This is a genomic window from Haloferax prahovense DSM 18310 (assembly GCF_000336815.1).
GTDB lineage: Archaea > Halobacteriota > Halobacteria > Halobacteriales > Haloferacaceae > Haloferax > Haloferax prahovense.
This window is the reverse complement of the sequence record NZ_AOLG01000009.1, coordinates 379,200-395,275: the sequence shown is the minus strand read 5'-3', so window position 1 is coordinate 395,275 and position 16,076 is coordinate 379,200. Positions and strand designations below refer to the sequence as shown.

Below are 16,076 nucleotides of genomic sequence, written 5' to 3'. Positions count from 1 at the left end.
GTTTTCAAAACCGCAAAGAATCACGGCAGTTCGGAACGCTCGTCCGGGTTTTGGACAGCCGAACAACGTTACGGTGCCGTCGTCTATGTAACCGAATATAGTTTCATTACTCGGTGATACGGCCGGTCACATGAAACTCCCGAGGCCGGTCTGTTCCTGTCCGCTTTTCACCTCGTCCCACGACATCCCGAGCGCCTCGATGACGCGGGAGATGGGCCCTTCGAGCGTCTTGGTGAGCATCGTGTCCCAGTCGACCTCGAACGCCTCTGGAATCTGGTCGGCGTACTCGAAGCAGATGACGTCGGGGTCGCGCTTGAACTCGCGGTAGAGGTCGTCGACCTGCGGGTCGAACTCGCCGGTCTCCATCTCGCGGAACCACGACGGGTGGACCTTCTTGAGGTAGACCCGCTTCGGCTTCGAGCCCCGCCCGAAGTTCGTCCCGAGGAAGGCGTTGGCGTACTGCGCGCCCCGGACGTGCGCGGTCGGTGTCTCGTACGCCGAGAGGCGCTTGCCGATTCCGCCGGGGATACCGGCCTGTTCGAGCGGCAGGTTCCCCGACTCGAAGTCGGTGATGATGTCGTGGAGGTAGTCTTTGATGACTTCCGTCTCCTCGCCGTGGACGATCATGTCGATGACGTTCTTCTGGACCTCTTTCGTTATCTGCGCGATGTCCGAGCGCTTGTACTCGAAGCCCGTGATGTCGATGTCGTCGACGTCCTTGCCCTCCTTCCAGACGATGTGGCCCGCATAGCGCTTCTTCTTCCCCGCCTGGAAGAACCGCCGGTACAGCTTCTCGAACTCGATTTGGAAGCGGTGTTCGTCCGCGCCCAACTCGTCGCGCGCGAAGTCGTCGTAGGCGGCGTTGATGTGCTCCTCGATGTCGAACGACTGCTCGATGGCCTCCTGTTTCGACACGTCGGGGCCGAGTTCGAGCATGACGCTGTCGGTGTTGTGAAGGACAATCCCTCCAACACCGTCGACGAAGTTTTCGTTTTCTTCGACGCTCAGGTCGTACACGTAGCCGTCGTGGTCGGCTTCGGTCAGCACGGGGTCTCGGCCTTCCCGGTAGGTGCTACACGTCCGAATAGTGTACGAGTCTTTACTGTCCCGATACTTGAGCGAGTGTTTTTGCCCCCGTTGCGTGAGCAACATCGAGAGACCGGCAGCAAGTTCTCGGCTCGTCGTCTCGAAGTCGAAGTTTCGCTGTGCGTACGCTTCGGTGTATCGTGGGAATTCGCGAGATCCATCGCCTTCGACGAGCAACGTCAGGAACAAGTCTTGCTTCTCCTCAGGAAGGTGGAAGACGAATGAGGGGATCCGTTTACCACGCGACGTCTGCCCTGCGAACTCGCGGAAGAACACAGCAGCGAGTTCGTTCATCATCTGCAGTTTCAGCGTCTCGTCATTGTACGTGACCGACGCACCGCCTGTGTCCGTTTGATACTCGACGGTTCGCTCCGCTCGTCGGTCGCTCGTAATGATACCGGCGGTCGTGTTCTCGAACAGTCGAGAGTAATCTCGCTGGAGTTGGGCTAGCCACTCACGGTCGGATTCAGCGATACTTGCCCCGAATTCCGACGTCGCCGTCTCGCCAGTGGATGCGCTTCCTTCAGGGACGTACGCACCGAGGAGCCGAATGAGTGCTGCACCATCTTCGCTGTCGATATCGACGAATCGTTTGACTTTGACGGTCGAGTCGACGTCTCGGTGGTGCTCGTGGCCGAACCAGACATACTCGTCGTCCGCATGGATTTGTTTCCGCTTCGTTATCGAATTATCGCTCCCGACGCTCCGTCCGTCCTCGTACTCGCGTTCGTACCCACGAAGGACCTCGTAGACGTCGACCTGCTCGACAGGCTCGACATCGGGTACCCCGGAGACGCGATACGGCTCCGCCACGTCGTCCGGAGAGACAGTTGTGAGGCCGTCTTCACCGGGGACGACGTACGAGTGGTCTCTCGTCGTCGTCGACTCACCGAACTTGTGTTGGAGGTTCACCACCGGTTTGTCTGTGTTATGGCGAATCGCCTGCGCAATCGGTTGCCACTCCGCCTCTCCATCTTCGTTCACAGAGAGGGCGTCCCACCCGTCGAGCGCTCGGCGAGTCTTCCCGGGAGTGGCACTTGCGACGACGTCCCCGTCGGCAGCGATGAGTACCTCAGATTCAGTCGTTCCGCGGGCAAACAAGTCCTCGATAGGAAGGATTCGAACAGTCCCACCGGGGTCTCTGACGACGACCGGGCGATCTCCCGTCACGCTGTCGCCGTAGGCCACGTCGTAGCCGATTTGGTTCGCGGCCTGCTCCGTGAACTCGATGACCTTCCGACCGGTCGCCGTCACCGCCGCGCCCATCTCCTTGTCGTAGAGTCGGAAGCGGTCCCAGCCCAGCACGCCGTACAGCGAGTTCATGATGACCTTCACCGCGGCCTGCTGGCGGTCGAACTGCTCGTACTCCGAGGAGCCGGGGTCGTGGGAGTTCCGCAGCGACTTCTTTTCCTCCCGCTCGGTGAGGAGTTCGTCGACCATCTCCCGAATCATGCCGTCCGGCTCCTGCTGGAAGTGCGTCCCGTTGGGCGCGCGGAACATCTCCCCATCGTAGCGCTCGGGGTCGACTTTCGTCTCCGGCGACGCGTTGATGGTCACCATGCACATCGGGTACAGCGACTTCAAGTCGAGCACCGTGACGTTCTCCTTGACGCCGGTGATGGGGTCGAAGACGGCTCCGCCCTCGTAGTCTTCCGACTCCTGTTTGCCCTTCGAGGGGAGCGCGAACTCGCCGTGGACCTTGTGGAGCACGTAGATGTCGACGGTGTCGCCGGGCGTCGGCGCGTCTTCGAGCTTACAGCCGACGAACGTCCGCACCTCGTCCCAGAAGGCGATGATGTCCTGTTTCCGGTCGATTTCGACGCACAGCTCCACGTCACGGAGGTTGTATTCGAGCAGGCGCTCGGGGTCTTCCTCCCAGAGGTCGCCGATGTCGCCCGAGTAGCGCTCCTTGCCCGCGTCGAGTTCGAGTTCGCCGACCGCGTCGAGACGGTAGGATTCGAGTTCGGTGAACTGGGTGCGCTTGTAGGCGTACAGCAGGTCGAAGACGACGCGCCCTTTGATGTCCGGGCCGCCCCAGCCGCCGCGCCAGACCTCGCCGAGCCGCGACATGCGGTTGTAGTCGAGGTTCAGGTCGGTCCTCCTGTCGACCTCCTCCAACCGGTCGAGGAAGTACGGCGCGTCGAAGTCCTCGAAGTTCCACCCGGTGAGGATGTCGGGGTCGGTCTCCTCGATGTACGAGAGGAAGGCGTCGAGCATCGTCGCCTCCTCGTCGAACGTCCTGACCTCCACGTCCGCGTCCTCCCCGAGGAACTCGTAGTTCGGCAGCGAGTCGGGGCGCTTGCCGAGACCCTCCTCGGCGACGGCGTGCCAGACGACGTACTCGTCGCGGTAGGAGTCGTGGCTGGTGAGGCAGATAATCGGCTCTTCGCCATCCTCGGGGAAGCCGTTCCGGTCGTTGACCTCGATGTCGAAGGTGTTCACCCGAAGGCTCGCGTCGACCTCCGCGGGCGCAACCTCCTGGTGGGGTATCTGAATCGACCCGTCGTCGAGGCGGCGCTCGGGGACGCGGACGCCGCTCTTGATGTCCTTGTCGATGAGCAGGCGGTTCGGAAAGAGGATGTCCGCCTCGTAGTGGTCGAACTCGTCGCGAATCTGGCCGACGTCGCGGGGGGTGCGGCCGTAAATCTTCGTTAGCTCCTCGCCACGGATGCTCTCGTAGCCGTCCTCGGTGCCGGTGATGACGTCCTTGTCGAGCGCGTCGTCGTCGAGGCTGGCGGTGGGCGCGTAGAAGTACGGCCGGAACCCGAGCACGCGGACGTGTTCGGTCTCGTCGTCCGCCGTCCGACCGAAGATGTGAATCACCGGGTACTCGTCGCGGCCCGCGCCCTCGATGGTGTAGTCGACCTGCGTGACGGCCAGTTCGACCGTCCCGTCCGGGTCGGGAAACCGCACCTCGTCCGTGTCGATGACGTCGGAGACGTGCTGGCCGGCGTCGCCGGCGACGATGGCGGCCTCCTCGTCAGGCCGCGCGTCGCCCGCGCCGTCGGCGTCGTTCCCCCCGAAGTCGGTCAGACCCGTCTGCGTCATGCCAGTCGCTTCGATGGCGCGGCTAAAAACCCCGGCGTTTCCGCGTACTGCACCCCGAACCACGGAAAGACATATATCCATGTGTGACATTCCTTGTCACACGATATGACCGACCACGCAACTCCGGAGCGGTGGGATGGCACGATCGACGGCGACGGACCGGCTGGTCCGACTGGAGCCGAGACGGTCGAATCCTACGACATCGACGGTGGCGTGGTGTTCTATGACGCGGAGAACCCACTCGCGTGGGTCGAGGCATCGCGGTCGATGCGCCTCGACGACTGCGCCTGACTCGGCCGAAACGGACACTTTTTCTCGGCACGGCGTCTCGACGCGAGCGTGACGGACGACGAGCGACGCGAGGGAACGCCCGCCGCTGGCGCGGAAGACGAAGGCGACGAGGCGGAGCGTCCGTCGGCGGACATGGCCTCGAAAATCGACCCCGAAACGCGATGGGGCGACCCCGAGGCCCGCTGGGGAGACCCGGAAGCCCGCTGGGGGAACCCCGAGAAGGAGCTCCCGACGATTCCCCGCGTTCGCATCCCCGGCGAGGACGCCGACGACGAGGACCCGGACGGCGAGAGCCACGGCGACGACGCACCGGAGTTCTCCCCCGACGTGAATCCCGAGGTAGCCCGTCTGTTCTGGGCGAGCGTCGTCCTCGCGAACGTCGGCCTCGCGGGGGTCACGGTCGGCCCGATGCTCGCCTACTTCCGCGGCGACACGCTCCTCGGCGCAGGCCTGTTTCTGTTCGGTACGGTCGTGCTCGTCCGCGTCTACTCCATCTACCGAGAGTTCAAGCGAGGGGAGTGGCGGGACGACGGGGACGATGCGGACGACGGTGATGTAAGCGACACCGACGAAGACGCTCCCGAGCGCAACCGCTAACAGTCGCCGCGCCCTTCGCCGAGACATATGCGAACCGTCCGCGGGCCAGACGGCCGGACGTACCTCCTCGTCAAGCAGTCGAGCGACGCCAGCCGCGTCCGCGACCCGGAGACCGGCGAGGAGCGATACCTGCCGAACGACGACCTCGAAGCCGTGAGCGGCGAGTCCCCGCTCGAAACCGCCGCGCGCGCCGTTCCCGAACCGGTCCGGAAGATACTCGTCGCGGTCCCGACCGAGCGCGGACTGGGCTTGCTCGTCGACCTCGTCGACCGCGGGCCGCTCCCCGTGGTCGACCTCCTCGGGGCCTACGACCTCTGCGAGAGCGACCTCCACGGCCTCCTGACCGAGTTCCGGGTCGCCGGCCTCGTCGCCGAGACCACGGTCTACGGGGAGCGCGGCTACGAGGCGACCGACGCCGCAAAAGAAGGGGTCGAACTACTCCGGGCGAGCGCATAAGTCACTCGCGGCGGAACCGACCCGCACTCAGTCGTCCGCGAGCGCGCTCTCGACTATCGGCGCGTCGGTCCGCTCGACCGTCGAGCGGTTCGTCGTCGGGTTCTTCTCCACGCGGACGAGGTCGTCGGCCGCGCCGACCAGTTCGTCGTCGTGACTGACGATGAGAATCTGCTTGACGCCGCGGCTCTGCATGTCCCCGACGAGGTCGACCAACCGCGAGACGTGGCCGTCGTCGAGGAAGACCGTCGGTTCGTCGAGGATGAGCGGCGGAAGCGGGGCCGCGCCGTCGATTCCCTCGGCGAGGAGCCGGTAGATTGCACACCGGAGGCTGAGGTTGAACAGGGCGCGCTCGCCGCCCGAGAGCTGTTCGGGTTCGAGCGCGGTGCCGTCCTTCTGGAACACCGTCAGCCCGTACTCGCCGTCGAGTCGGATGCGCGAGTAGGCGTCGTTGGCGTAGACGAGGTCGAACGTCTCGTTGAGCATCCGTTCGAGCACCTCGACGTTGCGCTGTCGAAGCTCCGCCCGGAGGTCGCCGTAGGTCGATTCGAGCGTCGACACCTCCTCGTGGACCGATTCGAGGGCGCCGACGCGCTCGGCGAGGTGTTCGCGGCGCTCCCGGAGGTCGTCCAACTGTTCGAGTTCGGCCTCGACGCCGCCGACGCGGCTCTGGAGTTCGTCGCGCTTGTCTCGCAGTTCGGGGAGCACTTCGTCCTCGACCCGTTCGAGATACGTCGCGGCGTTCTCCTTGCGCTGTCTCGCTCCCTCGACCGCCTCCTCGTCGACCGTCTCGCGGAGTTCGTCGCGGCGCTCGCGACGCTCTCGGAGGTGTTCGCGGCGCTCGCGATTCACGTCTGCGAGCGTCTCGCGCTTCTCTCGGAGCCGGTCCCGCACGTCGATTTTCTCGGCCCGCGCGTCGACCAGCGACTCGACGCGGTCGAGTCGGTCGCGCCGCTCGTCGAGTGCTTCGAGGTCCGCTTCGAGCGACTCGACCGTCTCCGCGACCTCCTCGGCCCGCTCGGCCTGCGTCGTCGCGGCCTCGCGTTTCTCCTCGGCCTCGGCTTCGAGTTCCGCGGCCACTTCGCGTTTCTCCGCGGCGGCCTCGCGGCGGCTCTCGACGGTCCCCTCGCGGTCGGCGATACGTTCTTCGACGAGGTCGAGTTTGTCGCGCTGAGAGCTCGCGCGGTTCTCGATTTCGACCAGTGCCTCGGCCGCCTCGACGGCCGCCGAGCGCGACTCGACGTCCGATTCGAGCGAGTCGAGGTCGGCCTCCAACGATTCGACCGCGGCCTCGCGCTCGCTGATGGCGTCGACGTGGGGCGAGCCCTCGACCGGCTGTCCGCACTCGGGACACTTGCCCGCGTCGCGGAGGCGCTCGGCCTCGGCGAGACGCTCGCGCGCGTTCTTCAGTTCGGTCTCCGTCTCCGCGAGCGACTCGCGGGCGTCGGACCGCGCCTCACGCCGTTTTTCGAGGAGGTCGGCGGCCTCGCCGAGTTGGACGGGGGCGTCTTCGAACCGCGCTTCGGCGTCGTCGAGCGACGACCGAAGCTCCGCGCGCGTCTCGCGGAACGATTCGAGTTCCCGTTCGGCCTCGGCGGCGGTCTCCGCGTCGGCCTCGGCGGCCTCGCGTTTCTCCTCGGCGCGCGATTCGAGGTCGGCGGCGCGCTCGGCGAGCCGCTCGGCCTGCGTCTCGAACGCCTGCGCCCGCGTCCGCGCCTCGGAGAGGTCGTCGCGCAGCCCGGATTCGCGCTCCGAAAGCGCCTCCCGCGCGCCGGCAATCGCCTCGTCGCTCGCGTCGTCGAGGTCGGACCGGTCGAGGGCGTCGTCGATGTCGGATTCGAGGTCGTCGGCGGCGGCGTCGAGTTCGCGGACGCGCTCCGAGAGGTCGTCGCGCTTCGTCTCGTCCGCGGAGATTTTCGCGGTCAGGTCCTCGATTGCCGCCTCGACCTCGTCGAGTCGCTCCCGCTTTTCTGCGTGCTCGTCGAGCGTCGCCTCGGCGGCGTCGAGCGCCGCCTTCGCCTTGTCGCGCTGGCCCTCGTAGTTCGAAATCTCCTCGTCGAGGGAGTCGAGTTCGGATTCGAGCGCGTTGAGCGTCGCGTGGAGGTCCGCCTCCTCTTTCGTCTCGATTTGCGACTCGACGTCTTCGAGGACGCTCCGCTTTCTCGTCAGCACGTCTTCGACCCCGAGCCGGGCGTTGCCGGCGCGCTCGCGGTACGTTTCGAGCGTTCCGAGTTGCAGGAGGTCGTCTATCATGTCCTGGCGCTGGCTCGGCGTCGCGTTGATGAGCTTGTTGACCTCGCCCTGCTGGACGTACGCGCAGTTCACGAACGCCTCGGCGTCCATGCGCAGGAGCGACGCGACGTGCCGGCGAACGTCGCGCGCGCCTTCGACGGTCCCCTCGGGACCTTCGAGGACGCACTTCGCGGTGGTCGCGCGGTCGCCGGAGACGCGAACCCGACGCTCGATGCGGTACTCGCCGCCGTCGTGGACGAATTCGAGCGCGATTTCGGCGTCGGCGGCGCCCGTCGTCACCACGTCTTCGAGCGTCCCCGCGAGCGCCTTCGAGCCGTAGAGCGCGAAGAAACACGCTTCGAGGAGCGACGACTTTCCGCTGCCGTTGACGCCGTGGATGACCGTAACGCCGTCTCGGAGGTCGAGTTCGGCGTCTTCGTAGGGTTTGAAGTTCCGGATGGCGATGCGGGTGAACCTCACGCGAAATCACCCAGCGAACTGTCGCGGCTCGCCGCCGGTTCCGCGGCGGCCTCCGAATCGGATTCGGTCGTCGTTTCAGCGGTGGTCTCGGTCGTCGGCTCTGTGTCGGCCTCGGCCGCGTCTTCGGGGGCTTCCGCGTCCTCCGACTCCCCGGCCTCGACGCCGTCGTCGCTCTCGATGTCATCCTCGCTCTCGGCGGCGACAAAGGCTCCGGGGTCGTCGGAGAGCAGCGATTCGACGCGCTCGCGGACCTCGTCGCGGACGTTCGAGTCGGCGACCTTGCTCGCGCGGACCGTCTCGTCCACGTCGAGGGCGGCGCTCGACAGGCCCATCTCGCGGACCCGCTCGCGCACCGCGTCGTCGGGGTCGGCGAAGCTCACGTCGGCCGCCAGTTCGGCGTCGTCGGCGATATCGCGCTTGTCGTTGACGCGGGCGACGAGCGCGCCCTCCTCCACGGCGAACGACTCGACCGCCGCGGGCGTGACGGTCTCACCCTCGCCTCGCAGTTCGACGATGACGACCGCGTCTTCGAGGTCGAACTCGCGGACCCGCTGGCGGACGCGTTCGATGCCCTCGTCGCCGGCGAGGTCGACCTCGACGAAGGCGAACGGGCGCGTTTCGAGGGTGCGCCGGCGGATGTCGACCTCGCCGGGCGCGAACTGAACGAGGTTGTACCCGCGCGGGTCGCGCTCGGTCGCGCTCGCGCGCTCGGTCGACCCGCAGTAGGTCACCCACGTCCCGTCGAGTTCGGCGGTGTCGGGGACGTGGTTGTCACCGAGGAGGACCGCGTCGAAGTCGACGTTCGACTCGGCGAGGACGGTTTCGGTCTCCCAGTCGGCGTGCGCGAAGGGGGTGAACAGACCGTGGGCGACGAGCACCGCGCGCTCGGCGTCGTGCGGTTCGAACTGGTAGTCGAGTTCGTCTCGGCGCGAGCGCGGGACGTGGTCGAGACCGTAGAAGGCCACGTCGCCGACGACGTGGGGGTCGCGTCCGAGTCTCGTCGCCAGTCCGAGGCGCTCGAAGAGGTCGAGCCACTGGCCCCCGCGGGTCGACTCGTGGTTGCCGACGATGGCGAGGAAGGGTATCCCGGCGTCGTCGAGGCGGCGGAGCGCGGCGAGCGTCCCGAGGAGGTCGGGGAGTTCGGGACGGCGGTCGTGGTAGAGGTCGCCGGCGTGGACGACGGCGTCCACGTCTCCGTCGAGCGCGTCCGCGACGACCCGCTCGAAGGCGTCGAGGAAGTCCTGTCGGCGCTCCGGCGAGTGGTACTGCTGATACCCGATGTGGGTGTCGCCGGTGTGTATCACCCGTGTCATCTATCAACCGGTTCGCCACCGCCGCTGAAAACGGTTGTGCGACCGGAGCGGAAGTGGTCGGCGTCCCGCGGTCGCCGCTGAGCGGTTCGGGAACACCGATTCGACACCTCGGTCGCGCCCGCGTCGACGAGCGCGCCGCGCAGGCGGTCGAGGTCCGTGAGGAGCGTCCGTCCGGTGCGCGCGCACTCGTGGTGTCCGCGCCGGTCGGCCTCGCCGACCGCTCGGCGGAGCGTTAGTTCGCCTCCGTCGGAGAGAAACCGGGCGGCAGAGTGGAGCGACTCGAAGGCGGTTCGCGCCTCGGCGACGACTTCGGCGGACGGGCGCGACTCGTAGTCAGGGATACCGGCGTCGGCGTCGGCGAGCGCGGCGAGCGCGCGGCCGACGTCGTCGGGAGCGGGCGAAGACATGCGGCGACGTGGCCGCGCGTTCGGATTTAAATGTTGAGCGTGTAGAGGCGCTTGCGCGCGTCGGAGAACGAAAACCGGGAGTCGACCGCGCCCTCGTCTTCCAGCCGGGAGAGCGCGTAGCGGACGGTACGCGGGGGCAGAAGCGATTCTTCGGCGATTTGGCTCTGGGTGAGCGTGTCCTCGTAGTCGAGAATCTTCGCGACCAACTTCGCGCTCGGGGGCATGTCCCGAACCGATTCCCACCGGTCGTCTGACTGGGGCTCGGACTCGCGTTCGACTGCTTCCGTGGTGCTCATCGTACGAGACACCATGCAATGCTATTAGATAATATTTGCTATCCAGATTTATTACTATGGGGAATTTATGTGACGCGCGTCAGACTCGTCATCCGGGCGGCAGACGGGCCCTAGGCGGCGAATCCCTCACACACCCGAAGCCTCTTATGAACCTGCACCCTATGCCGGATGATGACCGATACTGTGGACGACGTCGACCTCCCCTACGATAAGGACTCGGCGTCGCAGCAGGAGAAGATCACCGCCCTTCAAGAGCGGCTCGAAGTTCTCGAAACGCAGAACGAGGAGATGCGCGACAAGCTCCTCGACACGAACGCCGAGAACAACAAGTATCAACAGAAGCTCGAGCGGCTTACCCACGAGAACAAGAAGCTCAAGCAGTCGCCGCTCTTCGTTGCGACGGTTCAGGAAATCACCGACGAGGGGGTCATCATCAAGCAGCACGGTAACAACCAAGAGGCCCTCACCGAAGTGACAGACGAGATGCGCGAGGAGCTCGAACCCGACGCGCGCGTCGCCGTGAACAACTCCCTCTCTATCGTCAAGCGACTCGACAAGGAGACGGACGTCCGGGCTCGCGTGATGCAGGTCGAACACAGCCCCGACGTGACCTACGAGGACATCGGCGGACTCGAAGAGCAGATGCAGGAGGTCCGCGAGACGGTCGAGATGCCGCTCGACCGCCCCGAGATGTTCGAGAAGGTCGGCATCGACCCGCCGTCCGGCGTGCTCCTGTACGGTCCGCCGGGGACCGGCAAGACGATGCTCGCCAAGGCCGTCGCCAACCAGACGAACGCCTCGTTCATCAAGATGGCCGGCTCCGAGCTGGTGCACAAGTTCATCGGCGAGGGCGCGAAGCTCGTCCGCGACCTGTTCGAGGTCGCCCGCGAGAACGAGCCCGCCGTCATCTTCATCGACGAGATTGACGCCATCGCCTCGAAGCGCACGGACTCGAAGACCTCCGGCGACGCCGAGGTCCAGCGCACGATGATGCAGCTGCTCGCCGAGATGGACGGCTTCGACGAGCGCGGCAACATCCGCATCATCGCGGCGACCAACCGCTTCGACATGCTCGACCCCGCGATTCTCCGGCCGGGTCGGTTCGACCGCCTCATCGAGGTGCCCAAGCCGAACGAGGACGGCCGCGAGATAATCTTCCAGATTCACACCCGGAAGATGAACGTCTCCGACGACGTGGACTTCGTCGAACTCGCCGAGATGGCCGACAACGCCTCCGGTGCCGACATCAAGGCCGTCTGTACGGAGGCGGGGATGTTCGCCATCCGCGACGACCGCACGGAGATATACATGCAGGACTTCCTCGACGCCTGGGAGAAGATTCAGCAGGAAGCCTCGGACGAGACGGAAGTCTCCCGCGCGTTCGCGTAACCGACGCGAGTCGCGTTTCGTTTCGGCTTTCGATTCTACCTTCGCTTTTCGCGCGACGCCGACCGCCGAGTGGCTACGCGGCGAACGCGAAGTACGGCAGGACGAACAGCGCGAGGAACATCGCGGCGAGGATGAGACCGTACCCGCCGAGCGTCGCGGCCGCGGTCAACCACGATTCGCGCCGGCCGGGGAGTTCGAGCGCGGACATACTCGGTCGGTCGCGGTCGTGAATGATAAATCGTCGGTATTCACGCGGCCGAATCGGTGGTGTCAGCGGGAGCCGTCTCCGACGCGGACCCCATCAGGTAGCCGCCGAACCCGATGAACCACAGGAGCACCGGGTAGGCGACGTAGCGCTCGATACCACCCGCGCCGAGGAACGAAAGCGGGTGCGGGAGGCCGAGGAGGCCGAACGCGAAGATGCTCGCCAGGAGGGCGAGGACGAACCCGCCCACCGCGACCGAGAGATACCGGAACGGGGTCTCGATGACCCGCGCGGCGACGACCGCGGAGAGGCCGCCGGCGAAGAACGTCAAGAGCGCGAACAGCCCGTGCATCGGGGCTTCGCTCCCGTCGAAGACGCCCACGCCGAGGATGCCTATGCCGAGCATCGCGACGGCGGTGGTGACGACGCGGTCGCGGAGCGCCCGGTGCGCGAAGTAGCTCGCGCCGAGGACCAACAGCCCCGAAAGCACCATCGTCGCGTTGAAAATCGTCGCCGACGGCTGAAGGATGATGCTGTTTGGCGGCCTGGTCGCGCCGAGGTCGCTTATCTCCTGTACGCCCGCGTTGTAGCCAGGGTAGAACGCCTCGGCGGTAATGATTCCCATGAACGCGAGCAGGCCGAACGCGAACAGCATCGCGCCGGCGACGAACCGGTCGCGCCGGTGGTCGTGTGCGCCCGGCGTCTCGGCGATTCGTTCGGGTCGCGTCTCAGTCGGCGGACTGCCGTCCCGTCGGGAGTCGGTGGTTGGTGTCATCGTGCTCACTCCGTCCGTCTAGACGGCTGACGCGTCGATAACACCGACCGATGGCTCTTAAACCGCGAGAATCCGGACGGTCAGGAATCCGCACCCCTCGCCCCAACCCGAACGACTGAAACCGACCGGGTCGCACCCACAGGTATGGGCACGCCACTCGAAAGCCGCGAGGCGCAAGCCGAGGAGGTCCTCGACCGACTGTACGAGGAGTACCCCGACACCACCATCTCGCTTTCCTACTCGAACCGCCTCGAACTGCTCATCGCCGTCATGCTCTCGGCGCAGTGTACCGACGAGCGCGTCAACAAGGTCACCGCGGAACTGTTCGAGAAGTACGACGACGCCGCGGACTACGCCGCCGCCGACCAAGAGGAGCTGGCTGACGACATCAGCTCCATCACCTACTACAACAACAAGGCGAAGTACATCCGCTCCGCGTGCGCGGACATCATTGAGAAGCACGACGGCGAGGTCCCGGACACCATGTCCGCGCTGACCGACCTCGCCGGCGTCGGCCGGAAGACCGCGAACGTCGTCCTCCAGCACGGCCACGACATCGTGGAGGGAATCGTCGTCGATACCCACGTCCAGCGGCTCTCGCGCCGCCTCGGCCTGACCGAAGAGGAGTACCCCGAGCGAATCGAGGAGGACCTGATGCCGGTGGTCCCCGAACGCGACTGGCAGCAGTTCACCCACCTGTTCATCAGCCACGGCCGGGCCGTCTGCGACGCGCGCAACCCGGACTGCGACGCCTGCGTGCTCGAAGACGTCTGCCCCTCGTCGAAGCTCGACCACGAGGTCGACCTCGCCAGCGGCGAGGCGTGGTGAACGCTCAGACGAACACGTAGCCGCTCAGGTAGCGGTAGATGCCGAGCAGCCACGCGAACACCCAGAAGATGACGTAGCCGAAGACGCCGACGCGGAGGCGGCCGCGCCACGCGCCCATGTTCTCGTGGAGGTCGTCGAGCGACACGTCCTGGTCCGGGTCGCGGTAGAGGTCGGCCTCCCACTTGGCCTGGAAGATGCGGACGATTCCCGTGAGCGCGAAGATGAGCATCGCGTACGCCTGCAGGCCGAGAATCGCGTGGAGGGCGCTGAGCCCGTTGAGCTGCTGAAAGAGCCGGGGGAGCATCCACGTGACGACCGGGACCGTGTTCAACACGAGCCCGGGGAAGATGATTTTGAGGTGGTAGACGAGCACGTCCCACGACACCGTCTCGGCGTCGATCATTATCCACGCGCCGTAGAGGTAAAACGGGAAGCTGGCCGTGACGGTAATCGCGGCGAGCGTGGCGAGCGTCGTCTCGTCTGCCATCGCACGGCGTTAGAACCCGGTCGGCCTAAAGGGACCGATGCGCCGCGTCCCGTTCGAGCGCTAGACCACGCGACAGGGGCTAAACGTCGGCCGCGACCGCCAGGATTCGAGCGCCGGACCACCTCCATTCGAGCGCCGGACCAGCGGGCGGTCGCTTCCGATGGGCGGCTCGTGGCCGACCGCCCGCGACGAACGCGGTTCGGGGTCGGAACACGTTTACCGGCGTGGACCCTACTCCGTGGCGATGTCAGACTCGTCTTCCGCCCCGGCCGACGACGGCTCGTCACCGGACGCGGACGCCGACGCCGCGATGTCCGACGCGGAGCTCGCGGCCCTCCGCGAGGAGGTCGAAGCCAAGTACGACTTCGAGAACTTCGGCCCGGCCGACATGGCGAAGATGACCCCCGAAGAGTGGGACGCCGCGTTCGACCCCGATTCGTGGGTCGTCGGCGAGGAGTTGCTCGACCGCGTCGAACAGGAACTCCGCTACCGCGTCGCGATTCGCGAGGTGTTCGCCGTCCTCGAACGCGTGACGGAAAACGGCGAGCCACGGATTCTCGCGTACTCCGACGAGGGCTACGCCGTCGTCTACCCGGACGGGAGCGTCGAGGGCGAGGGGACCGTCCTCCGCGACGTGAAACCGACCGTCGCGCTCTGTTCGATGGAGGACTTCGAAGTGAACGACGCGCCCGAGACCGTCAGGCTCCCCGAACCCGAAGAGGTCGCACAGGGGACCGGCGACTTCGGCAACCGAATGCTCCAAATCGTCGCGTTCGGGCAGCTACTCGGTGGGTTCGCGCTCATCGGCGCGTGGCTCGTCCTCCCCGACCTCGATTCGATTATCGCGCCGCTGGCCGGTCTGGGCTTTCTCGTCATCGGCTTTTTCCTCTTCGTCGTCGTGGCGAACGCCCGGCTCTCGGACCGCTTCCGCGCCGAGGAGTACCGAGACAGGCTCCGCGTCATGGGTCTCGAAGGCGGGTCGCGCCCCGAGTTCGTCCCGACGTTCGACGGGGACGAGAACGTCGCGTCCTTGGTCGAGGCCCCCGAGAGAGACGCCCTCAGTTCTGAGGGCTGAGACCGGCGCGCACTCACCTCGCAAACACCCTCCGTGACGGCATAGTCGGTGGGTTTAAGCGCGTCCCATCCTGACGAACGACCGTATGAAAAGGCGGGAGTTTCTCCGAACGGCTGGCGGTGCGACAGCCGCCGCGACCGCTGCCGCCGGGACCGCTGCTGCGCAGGAAGGCGGCGGTGGAGCGCAGGTTCAACCCGACTTCGGTGGCTACCTCGACGGCGTCGACGGAGGCTACGAAGACCTCCGCGGTCAGAGCGAAGTCACCATCGAGGTCGGCGCGTCCGGCAACGGAGGTAACCTTGCGTTCGCACCGGCTGGCATCTGGATCGACCCCGGCACGACCGTGACGTGGGAGTGGACCGGCGAAGGCGGCGGCCACAACGTCGTCGCGAGCGAGGGCGCGTCGCTCGACTCCGGCGCGGCCGTCTCCGAGGCCGGAACGACCTACGAGTTCACCTTCGAGAGCGGTGGTATCACGAAGTACCACTGCGTGCCCCACGAGGCGCTCGGTATGCTCGGCGCGGTCGCCGTCGGCGACGACGTGGCGACTATCAGCACCGGCGGTGGCGGCGAGAAGGAACTGCACGAACTCGGCGTCCCGATTCAGGCCCACTGGGTCGGCTCGGCGACGATTCTGGGCATCCTCGTCACCATCATCTACACGTTCTTCATCTTGAAGTACGGCGAGTCCCCAAATACGGGTAACACCGGAGGTGGCGAATAATGTCTTCGACCGGCAGCACATACGGCGATATTCACCGATACGAACCGGCGCGAGAGAGCACCGCAGCGGCCATCGCAATCGTCCTCCTGACGATTATCGAGGTCGTGTTCGTGTTCCTCTTCACCTACGGCTTCGTCTCCGGGTGGGGCCTGACGGACACGGGGAACATGTTCCTCGGAGGCGTCCTCGCCGTCATCTTCGTGGACCTCGCGTTCATCCTCGCGCTGTACCGCAAGGAGTTCCTCCCCGACGTGATGATCGTGAAAAAGCGGCGTCGCAAGTGGGAAGACCTCTACGTCCGCGAGGAGGACGTCGACGGTGTCACCTTCAGCAGCGACGACGCGTGGGAACAGGTCAAACGCGCGGTGTACCCCTACTACAAGCGATAAA

16 protein-coding genes are annotated in these 16,076 nt (G+C 65.9%); 8 read left to right on the top strand and 8 right to left on the bottom strand.

What is annotated here, in order from left to right; all coding sequences use genetic code 11:
• Positions 1–126: 126 nt before the first annotated feature.
• Entirely contained in the window at positions 127–4,134 is a 4,008-nt protein-coding gene (locus tag C457_RS04425; protein ID WP_008092340.1) for a DNA polymerase domain-containing protein, read from the bottom strand.
• A gap of 105 nt (positions 4,135–4,239) precedes the next feature.
• Between C457_RS04425 and C457_RS04420 the strand changes: the two genes are divergently transcribed.
• From C457_RS04420 to C457_RS04410, 3 genes are read left to right on the top strand one after another with little or no spacing between them, the layout of a single operon-like run.
• A complete protein-coding gene (locus C457_RS04420; RefSeq protein WP_004972572.1) occupies positions 4,240–4,425 on the top strand; it encodes a DUF7331 family protein in 186 nt (61 codons plus the stop codon).
• A gap of 48 nt (positions 4,426–4,473) precedes the next feature.
• Entirely contained in the window at positions 4,474–5,022 is a 549-nt protein-coding gene (locus tag C457_RS04415; RefSeq protein ID WP_008092337.1) for a DUF7322 domain-containing protein, read from the top strand.
• Between the two features lie 27 nt (positions 5,023–5,049).
• The gene (locus C457_RS04410) at positions 5,050–5,478 is read left to right on the top strand and encodes a DUF7346 family protein (protein ID WP_008092335.1); all 429 of its coding nucleotides are present in this window, start codon (positions 5,050–5,052) and stop codon (positions 5,476–5,478) included.
• A 27-nt stretch (positions 5,479–5,505) separates the two neighbouring features.
• Here the strand turns inward: C457_RS04410 and rad50 are convergent, their stop codons facing one another.
• Genes rad50 through C457_RS04390 form a run of 4 tightly spaced genes read right to left on the bottom strand, consistent with a single transcriptional unit; the run spans position 5,506 to position 10,203 of the window.
• A complete protein-coding gene (gene rad50 / locus C457_RS04405) occupies positions 5,506–8,187 on the bottom strand; it encodes a DNA double-strand break repair ATPase Rad50 (protein ID WP_008092334.1) in 2,682 nt (893 codons plus the stop codon).
• On the bottom strand, positions 8,184–9,500 hold the full coding sequence (gene mre11 / locus C457_RS04400; RefSeq protein ID WP_049913379.1) for a DNA double-strand break repair protein Mre11: 1,317 nt from the start codon (positions 9,498–9,500) through the stop codon (positions 8,184–8,186). The genes rad50 and mre11 overlap by 4 nt, the downstream gene beginning before the upstream one ends.
• Positions 9,497–9,907: a hypothetical protein gene (locus tag C457_RS04395; protein ID WP_008092330.1), complete on the bottom strand. Its 411-nt coding sequence runs from the start codon at positions 9,905–9,907 to the stop codon at positions 9,497–9,499. Before C457_RS04395 ends, mre11 begins: the two co-directional genes overlap by 4 nt.
• A gap of 26 nt (positions 9,908–9,933) precedes the next feature.
• Positions 9,934–10,203, bottom strand: a complete 270-nt coding sequence (locus tag C457_RS04390) for a helix-turn-helix domain-containing protein (RefSeq protein ID WP_004972579.1) — start codon at positions 10,201–10,203, stop codon at positions 9,934–9,936.
• Positions 10,204–10,374: 171 nt separating this feature from the next.
• On the opposite strand from C457_RS04390, the gene pan1 reads away from it, so the two are divergent.
• Positions 10,375–11,592 (top strand): proteasome-activating nucleotidase Pan1, encoded by a 1,218-nt coding sequence (gene pan1 / locus C457_RS04385; RefSeq protein ID WP_004971162.1) that lies wholly within the window; start codon positions 10,375–10,377, stop codon positions 11,590–11,592.
• A 73-nt stretch (positions 11,593–11,665) separates the two neighbouring features.
• Here pan1 and C457_RS21005 read toward each other — a convergent pair whose 3' ends face one another.
• Both C457_RS21005 and C457_RS04380 read right to left on the bottom strand, forming a co-directional pair.
• Positions 11,666–11,800, bottom strand: a complete 135-nt coding sequence (locus C457_RS21005; protein WP_004972580.1) for a hypothetical protein — start codon at positions 11,798–11,800, stop codon at positions 11,666–11,668.
• A gap of 40 nt (positions 11,801–11,840) precedes the next feature.
• Positions 11,841–12,572 (bottom strand): DUF998 domain-containing protein, encoded by a 732-nt coding sequence (locus C457_RS04380; RefSeq protein ID WP_008092323.1) that lies wholly within the window; start codon positions 12,570–12,572, stop codon positions 11,841–11,843.
• A 144-nt stretch (positions 12,573–12,716) separates the two neighbouring features.
• Between C457_RS04380 and nth the strand changes: the two genes are divergently transcribed.
• On the top strand, positions 12,717–13,400 hold the full coding sequence (nth, locus tag C457_RS04375) for an endonuclease III (RefSeq protein ID WP_008092322.1): 684 nt from the start codon (positions 12,717–12,719) through the stop codon (positions 13,398–13,400).
• A 4-nt stretch (positions 13,401–13,404) separates the two neighbouring features.
• Here the strand turns inward: nth and C457_RS04370 are convergent, their stop codons facing one another.
• Entirely contained in the window at positions 13,405–13,887 is a 483-nt protein-coding gene (locus C457_RS04370; protein WP_008092321.1) for a DUF7321 family protein, read from the bottom strand.
• A gap of 244 nt (positions 13,888–14,131) precedes the next feature.
• On the opposite strand from C457_RS04370, the gene C457_RS04365 reads away from it, so the two are divergent.
• The 3 genes from C457_RS04365 to C457_RS04355 all read left to right on the top strand — a co-directional run bounded on the left by C457_RS04365 (position 14,132) and on the right by C457_RS04355 (position 16,075).
• A complete protein-coding gene (locus C457_RS04365; RefSeq protein WP_004044091.1) occupies positions 14,132–14,962 on the top strand; it encodes a DUF7319 domain-containing protein in 831 nt (276 codons plus the stop codon).
• A gap of 85 nt (positions 14,963–15,047) precedes the next feature.
• Complete coding sequence (locus C457_RS04360) at positions 15,048–15,686, top strand: halocyanin domain-containing protein (RefSeq protein ID WP_008092319.1); 639 nt, start codon at positions 15,048–15,050, stop codon at positions 15,684–15,686.
• A complete protein-coding gene (locus tag C457_RS04355) occupies positions 15,686–16,075 on the top strand; it encodes a DUF7318 family protein (RefSeq protein WP_004971171.1) in 390 nt (129 codons plus the stop codon). The genes C457_RS04360 and C457_RS04355 overlap by 1 nt, the downstream gene beginning before the upstream one ends.
• Position 16,076: the final 1 nt, after the last annotated feature.